Origin of the sequence: Nocardia farcinica, from assembly GCF_029867845.1 — a bacterium.
In the GTDB taxonomy this organism is placed as follows: domain Bacteria; phylum Actinomycetota; class Actinomycetes; order Mycobacteriales; family Mycobacteriaceae; genus Nocardia; species Nocardia farcinica_A.
The window spans coordinates 1-2,309 of the sequence record NZ_JARWRU010001233.1; the positions used below are offsets into that span (position 1 = coordinate 1).

General features: G+C 71.9%; 2 protein-coding genes and 1 pseudogene. 2 read left to right on the top strand and 1 reads right to left on the bottom strand.

The features are described 5' to 3' along the window. Positions 1 to 683: pseudogene (locus QH283_RS27565) on the top strand (thioester reductase domain-containing protein); the annotation flags it as partial. Then, the gene (locus tag QH283_RS27570; protein WP_280505852.1) at positions 680 to 1,747 is read left to right on the top strand and encodes an alpha/beta hydrolase; all 1,068 of its coding nucleotides are present in this window, start codon (positions 680 to 682) and stop codon (positions 1,745 to 1,747) included. The pseudogene QH283_RS27565 and the gene QH283_RS27570, both read left to right, overlap by 4 nt. 17 nt (positions 1,748 to 1,764) lie before the next feature. Here the strand turns inward: QH283_RS27570 and QH283_RS27575 are convergent. After that, on the bottom strand, positions 1,765 to 2,309 hold a 545-nt coding region (locus QH283_RS27575), incomplete at its 5' end, for a Gfo/Idh/MocA family protein (protein WP_280505853.1).

Below are 2,309 nucleotides of genomic sequence, written 5' to 3' on the forward strand. Positions count from 1 at the left end.
CCGTAGCGGCGCGCGGCAGGACGGTGGCGGCGACGGCCGGGCTCCGATCACCCAGCGGCGAACCGTATCTGCGTTTCGACGAGACGCTGAGCGGACTGGTCGGCCCGGTCGGCGGCGTGGCGGACATCCCCTGCGACGCCCGCCTGACCCTGTCGGCCGCCGACAGCGCGCAGGCCTTCACCGCCCGCATCCTCGACGTCTCCGGCACGGTGAGCTGTCCCGCCCTGCACGACGAACCGCTCACCGTGAGCGGCACCGCCGCCGTTCGCCCGCACGACGGTCTGCCGCCGCGCGGCGAATCCCGCCACCCGCTCATGCGCTACGACCTCACCCTGCGCGCCCCCGACGGCCGCACCTGGTGGCTGACCGGTCACAAGTTCGCCGCCGCGCGCCGCCGGTTCGTCCGGCAGCTGGGCACCCAGCTCGTCGAGATCGGCGCCGAGGGCGCACCCGCGGCCTGGTCGGGGGAGATCGCGGTGCCGATGCACACCTACCTGTCCGACCAGATCGACGGCATCCGAGTCGACCCGCACCTGCCGGAGCGTCAGCAGCGACTGGCGAAACTGTTGTGGCTGAGCTGGTTCGGCGGGCAACTGGGCGTCGGCGTGCTGGAACCGATGCTGCGCGTCGGTGTCGACCTGCTCGACCTGCGCCGGGCCCTGCGAGAGGAAGGCCGCCGATGAACCGCCTGCCCGCCCACGACACCCGGCGCGCCGACGCCGAGATCCGGTTCCGCACCGCCGACGGCATCGATCTGCTGTTGCGTCGGTCGGGACCGGACGAGGCGCCCGCCGTGCTCTTCGTCCACGGCCACGGCGTCAGCTCGCGCATGTTCGACCTGCCCGAGATCCGCAATGTCACCGATGTGCTCGCCGACGCGGGGTACGAATCGTGGCTGCTGGACTGGCGCGGCAGCAGCAGGTTGCCCTACAACGAATCCGGCCCCCGTTACACCCTCGACGAGGTCGCGCTCTACGACCTGCCCGCCGCCGTCGCACAGGTGCGGCAGCGGATCGGGGACCGGCCGCTGTTCCTGGTCGCGCACTGCGTCGGCGCGCTGGCGGCGGCCTCGGCGCTCACCGCCGGTCTGCTGCCCGGACTGGCCGGAGTGGTCGCCCAGGGTGTGTTCCTGACGCCGAAGGTGAGCGGCTCCTCCAGGGTTCGGGTGCTGCTCGGCAGCGAATTGATCGGCGGCCGCGTCACGCACCTGGACTCCGACTTCCGCAAGGTCGGCCTGTGGTCGAAACGCACGCTGCTGTACGCGGCGCTGTCCCGCAGAGGCGAATGCCCCGACCCCATCTGCCGCATGGTGCAGCACGGCTGGGGCATGGGCGCGAAACTGTTCGAGCACGACCACCTCGACCCCCGCACCCACGACCGGCTGGCCGAGCTGTTCGGCGCCATCCCGTTGTCGCTGCTGCCGCACCTGCGCCGCATGGAACTGGCCCGTGCCGTGGTCAGGTACCACCTCGACGACGAACGCTTCGCCGCCCTGCCGGAGAACGCCGTGGACAGCGCGGGCCGCATCGACTGCCCGGTGCTGCTGCTGTCCGGCAGCCGCAACGAGGCATGGCCGGGGGCGAACAAGCTCTGCCACCAGGTCCTCGCCGACCGCGAACCCGCCCTCGACGTGCGCTATGTCGAGATCCCCTGCTACGGCCATCTCGACACTTTCATCGGCCGCGGGGCCGCCCTCGACGTCTTCGGCCACATCGCCGACTTCCTGGACGAACAGTGCGGGCGCTGAACCGGCGCCCGTCCCGGTCAGGCGGGCACGCGCGGCGGCAGTCCCGCGGCCGCGTACACGGCGTCGACCACGGACATGGTGGCCACCGAATCGTCCGGCCCGGTCGGCACCGGCGCGCCACGCAGCACGGCGTCGGTGAAGGCGTCGAGCTGGAAGTCGTAGGAGGTGCGGCGGGTGAACCGCCGCCGGAACCGGCGCGTGTCCGTGCGCACCGAGAGCAGGTGCCCCTGGTGCGGCAGCAGCGGATTCACGATCCGCATCCTGCCCTTCGCCCCGACGACGGTGACGGCCACCCGCAGCAGATCCACCGACCACATCGAACAGCGGACGCGTCCGGTGTGACCCGACGGGAAACGCAGATCGGCGAGCATGGCCCGATCTACCTTCGGATCGCGCAACTTGGCCCGCGCCGACACCACCTCGGGCTCCTCGCCGCCGAAGACCCGCGCCATGTGCACCGCGTAGCAGCCCGCGTCCATGAGCGCGCCCCCGGCGAGCCCGTAGTCGTAGCGGATGTCGGAGAAGCGCGGCAGCGGGAAACAGATCGAGGCCTCCACGTGCC

Bases quoted from the DNA above. Each gene is read 5' to 3' on its own strand.
- QH283_RS27570 (WP_280505852.1), top strand. From the start codon at position 680: ATGAACCGCCTGCCCGCCCACGACACCCGGCGCGCCGACGCCGAGATC.